The sequence below is a fragment of the Gluconobacter wancherniae NBRC 103581 genome (assembly GCF_007988885.1).
Taxonomy (GTDB): domain Bacteria; phylum Pseudomonadota; class Alphaproteobacteria; order Acetobacterales; family Acetobacteraceae; genus Gluconobacter; species Gluconobacter wancherniae.
In genome coordinates this window covers 324918-342213 of sequence record NZ_BJUZ01000002.1, presented here as the reverse complement: position 1 = coordinate 342213, position 17296 = coordinate 324918, and the positions used below count along the sequence as shown (strand labels likewise).

At 55.0% G+C, this 17296-nt stretch carries 13 protein-coding genes and 1 tRNA gene; 5 read left to right on the top strand and 9 right to left on the bottom strand.

Translation table 11 applies throughout. The features are described from left to right. The first annotated feature begins 162 nt into the window (after nt 1-162). Nucleotides 163-237: transfer RNA gene (locus tag GWA01_RS08660), tRNA-Thr, on the top strand. 324 nt (nt 238-561) lie between these two features. After that, nucleotides 562-1497, top strand: a complete 936-nt coding sequence (locus GWA01_RS08655) for an ROK family protein (protein WP_146796427.1) — start codon at nt 562-564, stop codon at nt 1495-1497. Between the two features lie 44 nt (nt 1498-1541). Here GWA01_RS08655 and GWA01_RS08650 read toward each other — a convergent pair whose 3' ends face one another. Together GWA01_RS08650 and GWA01_RS08645 are read right to left on the bottom strand one after the other, a co-directional pair. Then, complete coding sequence (locus tag GWA01_RS08650) at nt 1542-1751, bottom strand: hypothetical protein (protein WP_146796424.1); 210 nt, start codon at nt 1749-1751, stop codon at nt 1542-1544. Between the two features lie 374 nt (nt 1752-2125). After that, the gene (locus GWA01_RS08645) at nt 2126-3676 is read right to left on the bottom strand and encodes an efflux transporter outer membrane subunit (protein WP_146796421.1); all 1551 of its coding nucleotides are present in this window, start codon (nt 3674-3676) and stop codon (nt 2126-2128) included. Between the two features lie 98 nt (nt 3677-3774). Here GWA01_RS08645 and GWA01_RS08640 point away from each other — a divergent pair, with 98 nt between their 5' ends. Continuing rightward, nucleotides 3775-4446, top strand: coding sequence for a TetR/AcrR family transcriptional regulator (locus tag GWA01_RS08640; RefSeq protein WP_146796418.1), 672 nt, complete (start codon nt 3775-3777; stop codon nt 4444-4446). On the opposite strand, the gene GWA01_RS08635 is transcribed toward GWA01_RS08640, so the two are convergent. From GWA01_RS08635 to GWA01_RS08620, 4 genes are all read right to left on the bottom strand, one after another. After that, nucleotides 4440-6017, bottom strand: a complete 1578-nt coding sequence (locus GWA01_RS08635; protein WP_146796414.1) for a DHA2 family efflux MFS transporter permease subunit — start codon at nt 6015-6017, stop codon at nt 4440-4442. The genes GWA01_RS08640 and GWA01_RS08635 overlap by 7 nt on opposite strands. Further along, nucleotides 6014-7141: an HlyD family secretion protein gene (locus GWA01_RS08630; RefSeq protein ID WP_146797702.1), complete on the bottom strand. Its 1128-nt coding sequence runs from the start codon at nt 7139-7141 to the stop codon at nt 6014-6016. The genes GWA01_RS08635 and GWA01_RS08630 overlap by 4 nt, the downstream gene beginning before the upstream one ends. Nucleotides 7142-7287: 146 nt before the next feature. After that, on the bottom strand, nt 7288-8748 hold the full coding sequence (locus GWA01_RS08625; protein ID WP_186819519.1) for a UdgX family uracil-DNA binding protein: 1461 nt from the start codon (nt 8746-8748) through the stop codon (nt 7288-7290). Beyond that, nucleotides 8745-9977: a putative DNA modification/repair radical SAM protein gene (locus GWA01_RS08620; RefSeq protein ID WP_146796411.1), complete on the bottom strand. Its 1233-nt coding sequence runs from the start codon at nt 9975-9977 to the stop codon at nt 8745-8747. Before GWA01_RS08620 ends, GWA01_RS08625 begins: the two co-directional genes overlap by 4 nt. A 179-nt stretch (nt 9978-10156) precedes the next feature. Here GWA01_RS08620 and GWA01_RS08615 point away from each other — a divergent pair, with 179 nt between their 5' ends. Both GWA01_RS08615 and GWA01_RS08610 read left to right on the top strand, forming a co-directional pair. Then, a complete protein-coding gene (locus GWA01_RS08615; protein WP_146796408.1) occupies nt 10157-12829 on the top strand; it encodes a beta strand repeat-containing protein in 2673 nt (890 codons plus the stop codon). A 133-nt stretch (nt 12830-12962) separates the two neighbouring features. Further along, nucleotides 12963-13394 (top strand): flagellar biosynthesis regulator FlaF, encoded by a 432-nt coding sequence (locus tag GWA01_RS08610; RefSeq protein ID WP_146796405.1) that lies wholly within the window; start codon nt 12963-12965, stop codon nt 13392-13394. Nucleotides 13395-13554: 160 nt separating this feature from the next. On the opposite strand, the gene GWA01_RS08605 is transcribed toward GWA01_RS08610, so the two are convergent. The 3 genes from GWA01_RS08605 to folD are packed head-to-tail and all read right to left on the bottom strand — an operon-like array spanning nt 13555 to nt 17216. Next, nucleotides 13555-15528: a M1 family metallopeptidase gene (locus GWA01_RS08605; protein ID WP_146796401.1), complete on the bottom strand. Its 1974-nt coding sequence runs from the start codon at nt 15526-15528 to the stop codon at nt 13555-13557. A 27-nt stretch (nt 15529-15555) separates the two neighbouring features. Continuing rightward, nucleotides 15556-16305, bottom strand: a complete 750-nt coding sequence (locus GWA01_RS08600) for a methylenetetrahydrofolate reductase (protein ID WP_146796398.1) — start codon at nt 16303-16305, stop codon at nt 15556-15558. Continuing rightward, on the bottom strand, nt 16302-17216 hold the full coding sequence (folD, locus tag GWA01_RS08595) for a bifunctional methylenetetrahydrofolate dehydrogenase/methenyltetrahydrofolate cyclohydrolase FolD (protein WP_146796396.1): 915 nt from the start codon (nt 17214-17216) through the stop codon (nt 16302-16304). Before folD ends, GWA01_RS08600 begins: the two co-directional genes overlap by 4 nt. Between the last annotated feature and the right edge of the window lie 80 nt (nt 17217-17296).

Sequence of the window (17296 nt, the reverse complement as noted above, 5' to 3'; positions counted from 1 at the left end):
TCATTTATAAAGTTCGTCATTTCTGGAGCCGCTTTCCTCTTGACGGGAAACGCAACAACCCTCAAAACGGCTCCAGCTCAGGAACCTGGCAAGAATGATCCGAACAGATCATACCTCGTCACATCAGTTCTGAAGCAGAAATATGGCTGGAAACCGCCATATGCCGGATTAGCACAGTGGTAGTGCAGCGGTTTTGTAAACCGAAGGTCGCGGGTTCAAATCCTGCATCCGGCACCATAATTTCCGATTCTTTTTAAATATTCAGCATCACTCACAGGCATCGATGTCTTGGCGACTTACTCGAATCGCACTTCACGTAAGCTTGCCCCTGTCACTACGCTCAGGCCCAGATTACCCCTCATGCTCAAAAACTTGGTGGAAAATACCGATTTTTCCCGTCTCCTTGAGACCGTGACGATCAAATGTCCGCGTCTTGTGATGTAAACAGTTCTGCGACAGAGGTTTTCAGTTACGAAACTCTGTCGCATACCTCTCTACCCGTTCATCACACACTCCCGGTTCTGCACGGGCAAGTGCTGTCAGAAAACAGTTAGGCAACAGATGGCTGACTATCGCCTCGGTATCGATTTGGGTGGAACAAAGATCGAAATCGCAGCCCTTGATCGCTCCGGCGAACTGGTACTGCGCGAGCGTATCCCCAACCCTGGAATTTATCCTGAGGCGGTCATTGCCGTCAGGGATCTCGTTGCAAACGTCGAAAAGCGTCTTGGCTGTGTTTCCAGTCACATCGCGACAGACGGGCAAAAATCCTCCACGCTTGGCATCGGCATTCCGGGAGCAATTTCTCCCGAAACCGGGCTGATCAAGAACTCGAACGCAACATGGCTGAACAATCAGCCTTTCGGTAGAGACCTTGAGGCGGCCATGGCACGCCCTGTACGCTCCGAAAACGACGCGAACTGCTTTGCTCTCTCCGAAGCTTCGGACGGTGCGGGCGTCGGCGCAGCGACAGTGTTCGGCGTTATCATCGGCACGGGCATGGGCGCCGGTATCGTGACGCGTGGTCAGGTTGTGACAGGGCGCCACCACATTGCCGGGGAATGGGGGCACCTGCCGCTTCCCTGGGTCACGCTTGAAGAATTTCCAATGCGGAAGTGCTTCTGCGGCAATGAGGGCTGTCTTGAGCGCTACCTATGTGGTGCAGCACTGGCAGAAGACTGGAAGGGCCCTGGAAGCAAGAGCGCTGCTGGCATTGAAGATGCCGCACGCAATGGCGACCAAACAGCTGTCGCAGCTCTCGACCGCTATATGGACCGGTTCGCACGCGCCTGCGCAATGATCATCAACGTCCTCGACCCAGACATGATCGTTCTAGGTGGCGGCCTTTCAAACCTCGACACGATTTATGACAAAGTGCCGCCTCTGCTCGCGCGCAACGTCATTACACCAACATGCACAACGCCAATCGTCCGCAATAAGCATGGAGACAGCTCCGGCGTGCGCGGGGCCGCGTGGCTGTGGGACGTTACCGAGTAATCTTTACCCGGCCCTCACAAGCGAGGGCCGCAAGTAACTGCTGGTCAGTTCGCGTCGACCAGAGCAGCGCTTACCTGTTTTTTTGAATCAGGGAGCCTGCGAATGATATCATAGATATCGGTCCAATATTTCTGACGGACGAAATCCCTTCGGTCCGTTGCAAACTCGGCGCGATCGGCGGCAATGCATAGCGCCGCCTCTCCATATTCAACCATCAGTTCAGCAGCGGTTTTCCGAATATCTTGTATGAGCATCACAGGTCTCCACGGTTGGAAGAGACCCAAAAATAGACCGCCGAAGTTAAGAATCCGCTAAACAGGACGCCTGTGCATGACTGCCGTGTACAGACTCCCGCAAAATGCACAAACCAAGAAAAAACCCCGGCTACACGACGATTCGGTCAGGGGGTAAGTCTGTGGATTATCGGTGAGTTACCGAAAAAGAAAATCGCAGTTTCAACGAGCTACCTAGAAACAGGAAAAGTTCCCATCTTCGGCAAACTGCGTGGGAGGGGTGCTCGATACCCTCCGCACATCATCAGAGTCAACCGGCTTGGGAAAAGAAAAGCTATACGCGCTGAAAAGCCGTCCGCCTGAAAGCCCAGTTGCCGAGACTTTCAGGCTGGAAATCAGGGGCCTGCCGTTGCAGAAGCCAGTTTGGTTTTTGACGGATCAACACTGACAGGAAGCGCGGTTTCCCAACCGCCACCAAGAGCGTTGTAAAGACGGGTCAGGTTTGTCGCGAGCGTTGCTTCGCTGTTTGCCAGATCGATCTGTGCAGACTGCAACTGACCTTGAGCATTCAGAACGTTCAGATACGTCACCAGACCGCTACGATACTGGCTCTGGGCGAGAGCGAGAGCACGGCGGTTATCTGCCACAGCCTGCTCAAGTCCCTTCCGATGCAACTGCTCATCACGATACGCGATCAATGCGTTATCCACATCATGCCAAGCCTGAATGACCGTTTGCTGATAGGAGATTGCCGCGGCCTTCTGTCCATATTTTTTCAAAGCCAGTTGACCACGCAAGCGTCCGCCCTGAAAAATCGGCAATGAGATGGACGGACCAACATTCCACGCACGGGCGTTCCAGAAACCCATGTCGCGGATCGAGAGTGTCTGAAAGCCGAAATCAGCGCTGATCGTCACTTTCGGGTAGAAATCCGCTGTTGCCTCGCCCACTTCCGCAACAGCAGCCCTCAGCTTGGCGTCAGCCTCGCGAATGTCCGGACGACGCTGCGCAAGCTCCGACGGAATGCCCACTGGCACAACTGGCGGAACAACAGGAATCCCTGCCCCCTTCTCCAGCTCGGTATTCAGGCTCTCTGGCGGAGCACCGAGCAGGAGCGCAACCGCATTCATTTCCTGCGCCACACCCTGCTGAAGCTGGGCTTCCTGAGCAACGGTATCGTGCAGACGTGCGTTCGCGGATTCCACATCAAGCTGCGTCACCAACCCGCCACGCACGCGTTCCTGAGCAATGGTGACGATATGCTGAAGTGTCTGCACGTTGTCCTGCAGGATCTTCAGACGCTGCTGGTCCCCGCGTAATGTCATATATGCGCGAGCCATGTCGGCCTGACGGGCAATCAGAACAGAACGCCGCTCTTCGTCCGATGCCTGTAGATCCGCCTTGGCCGCCGCATACTCATGCGCCACACGCCCCCAGAGGTCGATCTCGTAGGTCGCGTCGATGGAGTCTTTCCACTGATTCAGCAGGGGAACAGTCGCGCTTCCAGCAGAATCAGAGAGCAGATTACCATACTGCCCGCCAACGTTATGGCCAACACGGCTAATAACTTCCTGCAGTTCCTTCGTGCTATACTGCGAGCGTGAGTATGATCCGGAAGCACTCAGACCCGGAAAACGCTCAGCACCTGCCATAATGAGTTGTGCGCGGCTCTGCGCGAGGTTTGCCGTGGCAAGCCGGAACGAAAGGTTCTGCGTTGCCACGCGCTCTTCAAGGGATGTGAGTTCCGCGTCATGGAAAAGCTGCCACCACTGGCTCGCCATCTCCGTTTCGCTGGTCACGCTGTAAGGCGCGCCCAGGCTATGATTGGCATATTGCTGGGGCGACCAGGGCTTTGGGGCCTGATACTTCGGCCCGACCATGCATCCAGACAGGGCAAGGGCGGCGCAGCCGGACAGCAGCGCGCGGGAAAGAGGGCGTGCGCTCACAAATAGGCTCCTGAAACGGAAATGATCTTGCGATGACCGACCAGTTCGGTCAGCATGTTCAATATTACGGATGAATGACAAAAGGACCCTTGGCCAGCATGAGCAGCATCGAGGACGATCGCCTTTCTGGTACTGCCAGAGACGAAGACAGCGCCTCCGCGTGCGCCATTCGTGCCAAGCGCAACCAGATTCTGGCTGGTGCTGGCACCGTCTTTCTGGCGTCTGGATATGAAGGGGCGTCCATGTCCCAGATCGCGCGGGAAGCCGGCGTTTCCAAGGGAACGCTCTACAACCACTTCGATGGCAAGGCGTCCCTTTTCTCCGCGTTCTTCGAAGAACAGAGCCGCACCAAGCTGGACATGCTTTTTGCTGCGGTCAATGATGACGGGCTCGACTTCCGAACAGGCCTGATCCAACTCGCGACCGCTGTCGTCAAGGTCCTGCTCAGCCCCGCCTCCATGAGCCTGTACCGCATCATCGTGGCGGAAGCTTCGCAGTTTCCCAATCTGGCCGATACATTCTGGCGCTATGGCTTCGCCCGTACGCTTGACAGTCTGTCCACATGGCTTGCCCGCAAAGCCGCCGAAGGCGTCGTCGTTATCGACGACCCAGCCCTCACGGCCGAGCAGTTCATGATGATGTGCCAGACGCGTATCGTACAGCGCCGTCGGCTCATGCTGCCGGTTGAGGATGACGCAGCCAGCATCCAGAAGCTGGCGGTTTTTACGGCCGACAGCTTCCTGAAGATTTACGGCACCGAACATCAGTGAGCTCCGCCCTCTGCTTTTGCTTTCTTGCCAGTCGAAGAAAGCAGGAAGCATAGCGGAACCACACAAAGCGCCATCACACCGATCCAGTTGAAGATCTCGTTATAAGACTTCATTGCCACCTGTGTGGTGAATTCCTGATACAGCTGGGCGATGGCAAAGGAATGTGCTTTTCCAGCTGCCATTCCGTGTGCTTCTGCGGCCTGCTGAACTGTCTGGACATAATTGGCCACCTCTTTTTTGGAGGAGATCATATTATCTGCCTGATAGTTCTGCTGTTTTTGTCGAACCTGGATCAGGGCAGCCGTAGCCAGTGAGATAGCAAGCGACCCCACGTAGTTCCGGGCCATACTGAACAGTGCCGATGCGTCAGAGTTCAGCTCCCGGGGCAACGTCGAATATGCCACGGTCGAAATCGGCACGAACAGGAAAGCCAGACAGGCCGTCTGCCCGATGCGATAGAGCATCAGATGCTTGAAATCGATCGCTGCATAAAGGTTAGCGGCCGTGAACATCGCCATTCCCATGGAGAAGAACCCGAATGCGATGAGATAGCGCAACTGCACCTTGCCCATCAGTTTACCCACAAGTGGAATGAGGCAGATAACTGCCACACCGCCCGGTGCCAGAAGCAGACCCGATGTTGTGGCCGTGTATCCAAGCACCTGCTGCGCGAACTGCGGAACAATGATGGCCGAGGCATAAAGCAGCGCGCCGACCATTGAGATCAGGAACATGCCCGTTGCAAAATTGCGGTCTTTCATGACTGTCAGACGCACAAGGGGGTTCTTGGCGTAGCAAAGCCAGATGATGGCTCCCACAACCCCTACAACACCCAGCACAGCCATCGTGATGATGAACGACGAACCGAACCAGTCATCATCCTGTCCACGGTCACACATGACCTCAAGACAACCCAGCCCCAGAGAGACGAGACAGATGCCAATGACATCCACGGGCTCACGCTTCTTGCGTTCCCACGGAGGATCTTCAACGAACGCCGTAACCGCAAGAACGGTAATGATGCCGAACGGGATATTGACGAAGAAAATCCATCGCCAGGACAGGTTGTCCGTCAGATAGCCACCCAGCATCGGGCCCAATACCGGCCCGACAATGGTTGCAATGGCCGTAAGCCCAAATGCAGCACCACGCTTTTCTGGTGGAAATGTATCGAGAATAATGGATTGCTGACTGGGCTGCAGACCGCCTCCAAAGAAGCCCTGCATCAACCTGAACACAATCAGCATGGGCAGCGATGTGGCCAGTCCGCACAGGAAGGACGACACCGTGAACATGCTAATACAGATCAGGAAGTAACGCTTTCGGCCAAACAGGCGCGAGAGCCAGCTCGAAATCGTCAGAACGATACCGTTCGCCACGAGATAGGACGTGAGCGCCCATGTGGCATCGTCATAGGAGCTGCCGAGCGATCCCGCGATATGTGGCATCGCTACGTTGACGATGGTGGTGTCCAGCACCTCCATGAACGCCGCCAGCGTAACCGTTACCGCAACAAGCCAGGGATTGTGCGACGGCTTCCAGTTGTCGTGATGCTCGGCAGGTTTACTCATTTCACATAGACCGTGGGTTCTACGGAGAGACCAAGAGCCAGCGGAATGTTCTGATCAAGACCGCTATCGATCAGAATCTTCACTGGAATACGCTGGACAGTCTTCACGAAATTGCCTGTGGCATTTTCGGGAGGGAACGCGCTGAAAGACTGACCTGAGCCCAGCTGAAGCGAGTCCACATGACCGTGAAGGTGAAGCTGCGGATAGGCATCGACTTCGATATCGACCTGCTGGCCCGGGCGCATCCGTGCGAGCTGCGTTTCCTTGTAGTTCGCCGTGATCCAGATCTCAGGCTCAACGATCGAGAACATTTCCTGCCCGGTCTGGACAAAGTCGCCCTGCTCGACGTTACGCTGCGAGATCCAGCCATCATGCGGAGCACGAATTTGCGTCCAGCCCAGATTCAGCTCGGCCTGCTCCAGATCAGCCTGAGCCGATGCGAGCGCAGCTTTTTCCTGATCAACACGGGCGTCTGCGTTTGCCACGTTCTCCTTGACCGGCTCAGCCTGCGTCAGCTGACCCTGAGCCTGCATGACCTGAGCTTTAGCTTCTTCAAGGGCAGCACGGGAATAATCAATGTCCTGCTGCGTTGTCGCAGCGCGCGAAACACTGTGCTGACGCTTGTAGTCAGTCTCGGCCTTGAAAAGACGCGCCTGCGCCGCAGAAAGACTGCCCTGTGCTGTTACCAGCTGGCCAGGGAAGTTCTTGTGCGCCACCGCCAGCAACAGCCTGTACGCTGACATGTTGGACTCTGCCTGCTGAACTGAAGCCTGAGCCTTGTGCAGAGATGCGAGATAGTCCCGGTCATCAATAGAGACGAGCAGTTCACCGCGATGGACAAACTGGTTGTCGTTCACGAGAAGCTTTGTCACATACCCATTGACGTGAGGCGCAATGGAGATCTTGCGGCCAGCCGTGTAGGCATCGTCGGTATCGATGTCGTTTCTGGTCAGAAACCAGTAGAGACCTATGCCCACTACAGCCAGAACCACAAGAAGCAGCAGCACGATCCTTACGAGCGGGCTGCGTTTCTTCTGATTCTTGCTTGCATTTGCATCCTGCTGTCCCTGCTGGTCGGACTGCTGATGATCCTGCGCGTGATCGTCCTGATCGCCCTGCGCCATAAGTGTGTGTCTCACTCTGAAAAAACGGGTCTGTCTGAAAATGACCGGCAACAGCTGACAGGCGATTCCTCTTCGCTGACCGATCGGTTCGGTCATCCATGACATATCGACAGGCGCCCTTCAACACAAAAAAACTAGCTGGTTTCCTATTCCCGAACCGCAAGCTCTTTCCACTGCCGTACGGTCTCAAAAGCCGCAAAGAAGCGCTTACGCTCCTCTAGCGCCCTTGCTTCGTCCGGCAATCTCAGCAGGTAAGCAGGGTGAACAGTCGCAAGTCTCGCTGGCACTCCTGGGCGGATCGTGTCCCTTACCGTCGCCAGACGAACCCCGCCGCCTTCCATTGCTCGGAGCGCCGTTGCACCAAGCGTGATGATCAATTTCGGCCTGACCAACGCAACTTCCTGATGCAGCCAGTCTTTACAGGCCTCGATTTCCTGAGCGTCAGGCGTCTGGTGTATCCGGCGTCGACCTTTCGTCAGAAACTTGAAATGCTTGACCGCATTCGTGAGATACATCTCACCCCGAAGCAGCCCCGCTTCTGACAAAGCCTCATTAAACACCTGCCCCGCAGGCCCCACAAACGGCACGCCTCGCAGATCTTCCTGATCGCCTGGCTGCTCTCCAATCACCATGATTTCTGCACGTTCAGGCCCTGCCCCCGGAACAACCTGTGTCGCATTGCAATGTAGGGGGCAACGCGTGCATCGCCTCAACGAAGAGAGCAATGTCCCCATGGAATCCAGAGCATCTTCCTGAATGGCAGCCTGCGCTTTCTGACGGGCCTGCAAGCGCTCATGAAACATGGGAGCGGGTCCGGCTTCCCGTGCGGCCATTTCCGCAACCCGTGCTTCTGCACCGGCAAGCAGTTCCGGAATCAGATCTGTCTCGGGAAGATTTTTCCAGTATTTGCGCGGCATTTCCGAGCGCATAGCTTTTGTCTTGATACGCGCGGGATTGAAAGTGGAGGCATAATAGGTATGCCACAGCGCCTCAAGATCGTCGTGAATATCAGGCTTTACACACGGCTCAGGGCTATAGACCGTCTTGGTACCATCCCATCCGATCGACCCACGCGGCGTGAGGATCAGCCAGTCCATATCGGCAAAACGTCCCGCAAAAAACGGGGCAACGCTCTCCAGAACATGATGCTCAGGCTCAAACCACGAGAGAAAACGTCTGCGCGTTTTTCCCTCTTCTGACTCCTGCTCGCGGAAGCGCACAAACGCCGTCATCTTGTGATAATCGCGCCTTACCTGATGCATCATACGACGGGCGCGCGCGACATCAGGGTCCGTTGTCAGTCCGGCAATCGCGGGTAATGACTGCGCACGCCATGCAATCCGATATGCGAGAGCAAAGCGCCCCGGGTCCGAGTGGCGCATGATCCCGCGCAGCAGATCGACGCAGGACGCCCTGAGCAATACTTCCCTGATAGGTGGGCCATCAACCTGCATTGCAGGAAGCGCATCAAAAAGCCCGACCTCTTTACCCCGAAGCCGCCATTCGATCTTCTCTGGCGGAATGTCACGCTGTAACGCAGAACGCGCCAGATCTCGCCATACTTCAAAGCGCCCCGTATCCTCCAGTTCGAAAACCAGAGTATTCAAAACAGGCTCATCTGCTGAGGCGATGGCACAAACAATGTGCGAAGATCATGCCGGTCCGTCAGGCTTGCCGGGCTCCACCCCACGGTTTTCACAAACGGCCGCACTTTACGGATGGAAACATTCAGCCGCGCAAGGTCCTCAAGCCTGATAACACCATGCCGCCTGGCCGATACAATGGCCGTTACTGCTTTTAATCCAAGCCCAGGGACCCGCAAAAGCATCTCACGAGGCGCAAGATTCAAATCGACGGGAAATTGCGCCCGATTATCGAGAGCCCAGGCCAGCTTCGGATCCAGTTCCAGATCCAACATTCCATCCGCACGGCCTGCTGTGATTTCGCTGAAATCAAAGCCATAAAACCGAAACAGCCAATCAGCCTGATAAAGGCGATGCTCCCGCTGCAAAGGCGGGCTTTTCACAGGCAGCAAAGCAGATGCATCGGGTATGGGGCTGAAGGCCGAATAATACACACGCCGCAAACCATAGGAGCCATAAAGCCCTGAACTGCTAGAGAGGATCTGCTGATCAGACGCGCCATCCGCTCCAACGATCATCTGCGTGCTCTGCCCGCCTGGTGAAAACCGGCGCGTTGGCCTCCCAGTATGCGTGCGGTCTTTCCCTGCCTCGATCTTGAGGCGCATTTCACCCATGGCACGCCGGATACCCGCAGCCTCTTTTTCCGGCGCATATTGTTTCAGACCGGTCTCGGTTGGAAGCTCGACATTGATCGACAGACGATCTGCATACAGCCCTGCTTCTTCCAGCAATGCGGGAGAAGCATCAGGGATGGTCTTGAGATGGATATAGCCCCGGAAGCCATGCTTGAGACGCAGATCACGCGCCACCTGTACGAGTTGCTCCATCGTATGGTCCGATGACCGAATAATCCCGGACGAGAGAAACAACCCTTCAATGCAGTTGCGCCGATAAAACTCAAGCGTCAGCCAGACAACCTCATCAGGGGTAAAGCGTGCTCGCTCAACATTCGAAGACGAACGGTTGATGCAATACGCACAATCATAAATGCAAAAATTGGTCAGAAGAATCTTGAGCAGCGAAATACACCGCCCGTCCGGTGTGTAGGCATGGCAGATGCCATTGCCTGTCGTGGACCCAAGACCGCCACTCGCCGAGGAGTCACGTTTATTCGAGCCGCTGGATGCGCAGGACGCATCGTATTTCGCGGCATCCGAGAGAATCGCAAGACGTGCCGAAAGGCTTTTCTTCATAAGAGGTTCTTCTTACGTTCTCCTCCAGAAAAAGCAATAAGCCCCATCATCTTTACTAGATTTTAGGGAGCCCGGGACCAATTCCGACAGATACAAAAATCCTCAGTAATCCTTCAGCTTTCGTTAATCTTTGGGTGCTTATCTGGTGAGGCAAAAATGCACTCACGGAGAAAATTCCAATGACACTTTCAATCAACACAAATACAGCCGCAATGGCTGCCCTGCAGTCTCTCAATCAGACCACCTCAGATCTGAACAAAACAGAGAACGCAGTCTCAACCGGCAAGACCGTCAATGACGCGTCCGACAACCCCGCGATCTACGCCATCGCACAGACGGCAACGTCCCAAATTTCCGCACTTTCCGGTGTTTCGACTGGCCTCCAGTTTGCAAGCAGTGCCCTCAGCACCGCCACGTCTGGCGCAAGCGCAATTTCAGACATTCTCAGCAGCTTGTCGACGTCCGTCACAACAGCCGCCAACAACGGCGTGAATGCTGACACACTGAATTCCCAGCTCAGCAGCTCGCTGAAGCAGATTGACGTCAATGCCAGCACAGCAACCTTTCAGGGCGTGAACCTGCTCGCAGGCGCAACAGGAAATGGCGTTAACTACACCAACCTTTCCGCAGCACAGGACATTAACGGCAACCTCTTCACGCAGCAGGGTGCTAACGCAACCGCAACCGGTCTCGGCCTTCAGGGCCTGAGCAGCACCATGTCTGGCGCTTCACTGAACGTCGGCTCAACATCCTACATTTCAAGCGACAATGGCTCTGCCGCTCAGGCTTCCGTCCTGTCCATGCAGAACCTCGCTGCAGCCTCCGGTTCTGGCACGGCTTCCAATCCTGCCGTGAGCACGAGCTTCGTCATGGACGATCAGAGCAGCTCAGGCCTGGCATCGACCAAGACGCTTAGCAGCCTGCTCAGCAAGGCCGTTGACAGCGCCCTGGGAACCAGCGGATCGAACGTACAGGTTGCCGCCAACGGTACGCTGTCCTCCTCTGCAATCAAGTCTTCGTCCACATCCTCCAATGGGACCACGACGTACACCCTGACAAACGGCAACACGATTTCGGCTCAGGCAGACGCCAGCGGAAACGTTTCCTATGATGTGTCGACAGCAAAGGACGCGAACGGCAACACGACGGCTTCCAGTCACATCGTTGACGTAAACACAAGCGCTTCTGCCTCTGAAACAGGCTCGCAGAAAAGCACGGATCAGACATCCACTCTTATGCAGGCCATGTCGAACGCCGGCTTCGGCGTTGCGCGCGCCAATGACGGCACGCTGACAATCGCCGGCGGCAACCTTTCTGCCTCATCCGTTAGCCTCTCAGCACCGACCCAGGCTGCCTTCTCAACCGTTGGCGCGACGCTCACGAACGCCAGTGTCCTGACGGTTCAGAATGATGCTGCTGCTAACAAATCAGCGTCCTCCAGCACTCCTGCTGTTTCGAATCAGTTCATTTTGGATGACCATCAGAGCACAACTGTCTCGGGTGGAATGAATTCCACTTCCACGCTTTCGAGCAGCATTGCAACGGCAGCTGGTATCACCACGGCAGCCAACATGGTTGTAAATGCAGATGGTACTCTTACGGATACAACTGATATCAGCAGCACCTCCACAGCGAATGGCGTAACAACTTATTCCCTTAAAAGCGGAAACAGCATCACCGCCCAGAAAGATGCGAGCGGAAATACCGTTTATTCCGTCAAAACAACCTCCGCTACTACAAACATCATTGACGTCAACACCAGCTCTTCTGCCAACATGCCCACGGCCACAGCAGCAGAGAAGAGCGCTCAAACTGCAGCACAGGCAGCAACTCTGGCCACGGCTATGGGTAATGCTGGCATCGCGACATCCTTGAACAGCGATGGCACCTATTCTGCCGCGCTTACTGGTGGGCTGAGCCAGATTTCCTGGGACAGCACGACAGCCTCAACTGCAGAAGCCACGACGACGCAGGCACCAGCCATTACTCTCAACACAGCATCCGCAACCCTTGCTTCAGGCTCGACTCTAACTTTCCAAAACGCATCCGCGACACTGAAGAACTCTTCGAGCAGCAACCCTGCCGTTACAACGCAGTTTGTTCTCGACAGTGACCCGACAACACAGACTGCGACCCTAGCTGCACTTCAGACAGCTTCGGGAGTAAGTGATCTCGCGCTAACTTCAGGCGCCCTGACGAGCGCAGGTGGCTCCATTTCGGGAACATCGACTTCCGGAGGTGTCACCACCTACAACCTGAAAAACGGTAACACGATCACATCGCAGACAGACAATAGCGGTAACGTCACCTATTCCGTTTCAAGCGGAACAGGAACCACCAACATTATCGATGTCAATATCGGTTCTAGCGCAACCCAGACGACCATGAACCAGTCTCTGAACAACGCCATGAATAACGCTGGCTTTGCCAATACTGCAAACTCCAGTGGAACCACTATTGCTGCAAACAGCAATGCGATCACAGCAAAGTGGGACACGGCGACAACGACAGGCGCAACTGCAACCAACACCTATAATACAAACCAGTCACTTAATTCGACGGTGACATCTGGTACAAATGTGGTTCAGCTTGCTGTAAATGCAGCGATTACAAAGATGAGTCAGATCTCCAGCAGCCTTGGCGTTGGGAGCAACACTATTACCCAGCTTCAGACTTCTGCCAGCAACCTCTCCTCCTCCCTCACTACGGGTGTTGGTGCGCTGACGGATGCTGATCTTGCAGCGGAAAGCGCCAAGCTGACCTCCCTGCAGACAAAGCAGCAGCTGGCTATTCAGTCTCTCTCGATTGCAAATTCGCAGTCTTCGACCCTTCTCAGCCTCTTCCGCGGCTGATCAGGAAAGGTGGGTGCAGGATTTTCCCGCACCCACCACTCCTTTACCGATCTGCTCCAGAAGTTTTCCATCCGCACATTATGGGCCGGAAAACTTCTGAAACAGCTCTGCCTCTTCCCAGGAGTAATCGATCTTGAGCTACGCCGCTTCTCAATATCAGCAGCAATCCGGCTCCTACCTCTCTGGACGCGAAATCGAAGTCATGGCGTTCACTCACGTCAATACACTTCTCAAAACCCAGAAAACCCCAACAGCGCGCCTTGAAGCGCTCTCTGCCAACCAGAAGCTCTGGTCTGTATTGCTGAGCAGTCTTAATCGTGTGGACTGCCCGCTCGATGATATTCTCAAGCAGGACCTCATTACTGTTGGCACATGGTCCATGCGTTATTCCAATATCGCTCTTAACCGGGATTTGCCCCTCGCTCCCCTGATGGACATCAATCAAGACATGATTGATGGCTTGAAGCCTGCCAAACAGGCAGCTCCCATGTCATCCTATTCCACCCAGCTCCCCACTTCTGGAAGTTCAGACAACGCCCATCGCCCTTTGCAGCTGATGGGCTAACAATCAAAATTAGGCGTAATTTTAAGAGTTTATTTGCCATAAAAAGGCCGGCGTTTAAGCCGGTCTTTTTGTGTTTAATTACTCTCCGACTTTATAGTCCTGGCTTCTTGAGCTCATAAATCAATCCAATGGCAGACGTATAAACTCAAGAAGAACTTTATCAATGCGTTAGAGAAGCCTTGTTATCAGTGCGATCAACGTCTGGAATCATATGATCCGGATCGACTATCACGTTTCTGAGGCCCTCATGCGCTGCGAAGGTCAGGCTAACGTTGTTTTCCTGACGCCAAGCTTCCGTCGGAATGCGCATATCGCGATGGCTGCCATCCGCAAACTCCAAACGTACAGTCACCGGCAGCGGCAACGTGCCGTAGTTATGTACGTCCACCGTAATTGGCTTTCCAGAAACTGCCGTCACGCGGCCCACCGCATAATCGGGAGCAGCATTGGAAAAATACCATCCACGCCAGAACCACGATAAATTCTCTCCGCCTTCACTTTCCATCATTCGGAAGAAATCGGAAGGATCAGGATGGCGAAAGGACCATACTGAAATATATCGACGGAACGCAGCATCAAAACGATCTGGACCAAGGATCTGCTCGCGCAGCAGCTTCAGGCCATATGCCCCTTTGAAATACGTCACACTATGGCGGTATTTTTCAGAAATCTGATCAGCGGGTGTCGTAAGAACAGGCGCCGCCTTATCAAGCAGTAATGGCACGATATCGTCTGCTGGCACACCAGTCCTGGGTGCAAATTCCGGATCTTTCTTCGGAGCAAATTCACCATGATTGAAGTGATCCGAAGCATAAGCATCAATGAAAGTATTAAATCCTTCATCCATGAAAGCATCCGTACGCTCATCTGATCCCACAATCATCGGAAACCAGCCATGTCCGAGTTCATGCGTGGTAATCCAGAAGAGCTGTGGATCACGATCTTCCATGCCGTCAAAAACAATTCCCGGATATTCCATCCCGGCCCCGTGTCCACCTAGATTGACAGCGTTTGGCCATGGATATTCAAACCATTTCTCTGAGAAATACTCGATGGCATGCTTGACGTATTCTGTTGAGCGGTCCCATCCATGCGACCCGATGCCTTCTCGCGGATAAATAGACATCGCAAGACGAGGCACCGCACGGCACCCCGGGCACGGACTCACAGCAGGTAGATTGATACGGGCAGCATCCCACAGAAACGCCGGTGAGGCTGCGAAAGCCACATCACGCGTGTTGGGCATCGCATAATGCCAAGTCACCTCACCGCTCTGCTTCAAATGGCTTTGCGGGTCTGTAACGTCGTCAAGCGTCCGGATCATGACGCGGGCGTCACTCTGTGCGGCCTGCGCAAGACGTGCACGCTCGTCTTTTGTCAGCACATCCTGCGGGTTCATGAGGGCGCCGGAACCCACCACCGTGTAGTTCCATGGAACTGTCACACTGTAATCGATGTTGCCATATTCCAGGAAAAATTCCTGTCCGAGGTATGGCAGCGTGTTCCAGCCATGGCGGTCGTCATACACGCTCAGGCGCGGAAACCATTGTGCGATTTCATAAATATCGCCCTGCTTGGAAGGCGTAACAGCAGTGCGCCCACCCCATGTTCCGGGCACGGTATACTGCCACTCGATCCGCAACCGCACGCTTGCACGCGAAGACAGAGCGCGCGGTAGGTGAATCTGCATCCGCGTGTCATTGATCAGTGGCGTGACGTCCGTCTGCTGGGCGCCCTGCAAAACGGTAACACGTGCAATTTTGATGCCGTCAGTATGATGCGTGGCGTATCGGTCGCCAAAAATAGCCCGGGCATCTTCACGATAAATGTTCTGGTCCAGTTGGAGCCACAGAACATCCAGAACGTCAGGACTGTTGTTGGAGTAGGTAACGGTCTCCGAGCCCTGCAAAATATGCGTCTTAGGATCGATCCGGGAAGATATCGTATAATCAACCCGGTTCTGCCAATAGGACGGGCCGGGCAGACCCGAACCGGACCGGTAGACATTTGGTGCGTCCGGCAAGGTCAGGGGCGCAAAGACCTTGCGCGGATCAGGATCGGATTTCGGAGCGGCGAAGACTGGAGAAGCCGAGGCGGCCCCCAGAAGAATCAGCAATAAAAAACGGGGGTACATCCCGGCACTTGCTCCTCGAAACGGTTTCTACCCCGTTATGATATCGTGAAACGCGCCGAGATACGATGCCAGATCCACTTTGACCGGCATAAGATAGGCATCATCATTTTTTGCATGAATCAGGGAAAGCATTTTGCGCCCGGCAGCAATATTACCCTCAAGATCTGCCGGAAAATCATGCGGAAACACCACGTGATTGACACGTTCCCAGTATCGGCGCGACCGCTCACCCACAACCGGGGATATGCCCCAAAAAACCGAATCATCGCGGAGCCATTCCATGCACATCTCAAGCATTGCGCAGTCGAAAAGCGGTTGCGTGAAAAAGCCGCATGCACCCGCATCCCGCTTGCGCCGTACAATATCCAACTCATGCCAGGGTGCACGCCGGTAAGGATCGAACGCTGCGTAAACTTTCAGATGCGGCGCTTCTCTCCGATATCTCGTAATGATTTCTTCGGACGTGTTTGGCCAGACTGGCCGATCAGCATCCGGCGGTGGATCACCGGCGATAACGAGCACGGATGTTAGTTCCGGCCTGTCAGCCCCCGGCAATGGTGCATCCGGCGCAATATCGATCGCCCTGACATGAGGGATCACCTCCATCGGGGCCTGCCTGATAAGCAGACAGGCTGCATCATGGCTGCGAAGGTCAAACCGCAGCAGATCAGGGATATTGATCGTCTGCACAGCAGGTAACGTACTGCGCGTGACGGCCAGATCCTCAAGCAACCCTTGCGAATTGCGCGGGATCAACTCTACCGATACACGACTCATACCTTCTGATCAGGGCGCGAAACAACGTTCTGGGCCAGCAGCGCGGCCTGAAGGGTATTATGCAGCAGGCAGGCAATTGTCATCGGGCCCACTCCGCCCGGAACAGGCGTGATATGCCCAGCTACCGGCAGCGCCTCCTCAAAGGCGACATCCCCGACAAGGCGTGTTTTACCATGCTCGGTGGGGACACGGGTGATCCCGACGTCAATAACGGTCGCGCCCGGCTTGATCCAGTCGCCCCGCACCAGCCCGTGCTTGCCCGTAGCAACGACGAGAATATCACCTTCACGGGCCAAAGCGCGCGTATCACGCGTGTGAATATGACCAACTGACACAGTGCACCCTTCACGCAGCATAAGCTGCGCCATCGGTTTACCCACCAGATTGGACGCCCCGATGATGACCGCATGTTTGCCCTGCATGTCTGTGTGGACAGACTGGAGAAGCTTGAGACATCCCAAAGGCGTGCACGGAACAATGCCGTCAATGCCCAGCGCCATGCGCCCGGCGTTGATTTCTCCCAGACCGTCAACGTCCTTATGCGCGACAATGGCGTTCGTCACGACCACCGGATCAATCTGCGCGGGAAGAGGCAACTGCACAAGAATCCCATGTATCTGGGAGTTTGCGTTCAGGTCAGCGATCAGATCCAGCAACTCGGCCTGAGACGTGCTCTGCGGGAGCATGTGCATAAAAGAACGCATGCCAGCACGATGCGTCTGAAGCGCCTTGTTCTTCACATACACTTCGGACGCGGGATCGTTACCGACCAGAACCACCGCCAGACCGGGCAAGGTATTGCCGCGCTCCACAAAAGCGGCAACATCACGCCCCACCTGTTCGGTCAGGGATCGTGCAATGGCTTTTCCGTCAATGATTTTGGCGGCCATGTCTGGGGAAACGGTGCTCATGAGCTCTCCGGATGGAAACGGGCCGGTCTTTCGGTTACGGTTCCGAGCATGACCCGCGCGGTCGTCAGGATTAAGGATCG

Excerpts from the sequence above, each read along its gene's own strand:
- GWA01_RS08655 (WP_146796427.1), top strand. The coding sequence starts at position 562 with ATGGCTGACTATCGCCTCGGTATCGATTTGGGTGGAACAAAGATCGAA.
- GWA01_RS08650 (WP_146796424.1), bottom strand. The coding sequence starts at position 1,751 with ATGCTCATACAAGATATTCGGAAAACCGCTGCTGAACTGATGGTTGAA.
- GWA01_RS08640 (WP_146796418.1), top strand. The coding sequence starts at position 3,775 with ATGAGCAGCATCGAGGACGATCGCCTTTCTGGTACTGCCAGAGACGAA.
- GWA01_RS08635 (WP_146796414.1), bottom strand. The coding sequence starts at position 6,017 with ATGAGTAAACCTGCCGAGCATCACGACAACTGGAAGCCGTCGCACAAT.
- GWA01_RS08630 (WP_146797702.1), bottom strand. The coding sequence starts at position 7,141 with ATGGCGCAGGGCGATCAGGACGATCACGCGCAGGATCATCAGCAGTCC.
- GWA01_RS08620 (WP_146796411.1), bottom strand. The coding sequence starts at position 9,977 with ATGAAGAAAAGCCTTTCGGCACGTCTTGCGATTCTCTCGGATGCCGCG.
- GWA01_RS08615 (WP_146796408.1), top strand. The coding sequence starts at position 10,157 with ATGACACTTTCAATCAACACAAATACAGCCGCAATGGCTGCCCTGCAG.
- GWA01_RS08605 (WP_146796401.1), bottom strand. The coding sequence starts at position 15,528 with ATGTACCCCCGTTTTTTATTGCTGATTCTTCTGGGGGCCGCCTCGGCT.
- GWA01_RS08600 (WP_146796398.1), bottom strand. The coding sequence starts at position 16,305 with ATGAGTCGTGTATCGGTAGAGTTGATCCCGCGCAATTCGCAAGGGTTG.
- folD (WP_146796396.1), bottom strand. The coding sequence starts at position 17,216 with ATGAGCACCGTTTCCCCAGACATGGCCGCCAAAATCATTGACGGAAAA.